The organism is Pseudomonas sp. FG29 (genome assembly GCF_057809355.1).
In genome coordinates this window covers 1-481 of sequence record NZ_JBMDJU010000057.1, presented here as the reverse complement: position 1 = coordinate 481, position 481 = coordinate 1, and the positions used below count along the sequence as shown (strand labels likewise).

The following is a 481-nucleotide window of genomic DNA, read 5'->3' as shown; positions in this document are numbered from 1 at the left end:
CGAGTTGATCCACGCACTGGGTGACCAGCTTGCTGTCGCCGGCCAGGTGCGCCTCAACGATCACCAGGCAGCGCTCGGTGAGCAGGCTGGATACATGGGTAAGCGAGTCCAGGCGCTGGGCCATTTTGATGAGTTGACTGTTGACGTCATCCAGGGCGGCGCGCAGCTCGGCTGGAGTGGCCTGCGGGCCGGGGTTGATGAGCGTAAAACCGATGACCATCAGGCAGCCCTCCAGAGCGCTACGCGTCCGGCTGCTTGTCCGGCTTCCAGCTCAGCGGCACGGATGCGGGCGAATGCGTAGGAACGGGCGAAGGCCAGGACGCGCTCGCCCTGATATACCCGCCACATGCGCCCCGCGTTGCGAATTTGCAAAGAAGAGTTGGCCATGGTCACACCCCCTCGTCGCGCAGCGATTCGACCACCAGTTCGGCAGTCACCTTGGCCTCGTGCAGGCGCACAGCCAGGTTCATCGCGCCGCTGA

At 64.4% G+C, this 481-nt stretch carries 2 protein-coding genes; both read right to left on the bottom strand.

Annotation, left to right across the window (positions count from 1 at the left end):
* A partial coding sequence (locus tag ACODS1_RS24135; protein ID WP_489087644.1) for a hypothetical protein occupies window positions 1-220 on the bottom strand: 220 nt, incomplete at its 3' end.
* Window positions 220-387, bottom strand: coding sequence for a hypothetical protein (locus ACODS1_RS24130; protein WP_489087643.1), 168 nt, complete (start codon window positions 385-387; stop codon window positions 220-222). The genes ACODS1_RS24135 and ACODS1_RS24130, both read right to left, overlap by 1 nt.
* Between the last annotated feature and the right edge of the window lie 94 nt (window positions 388-481).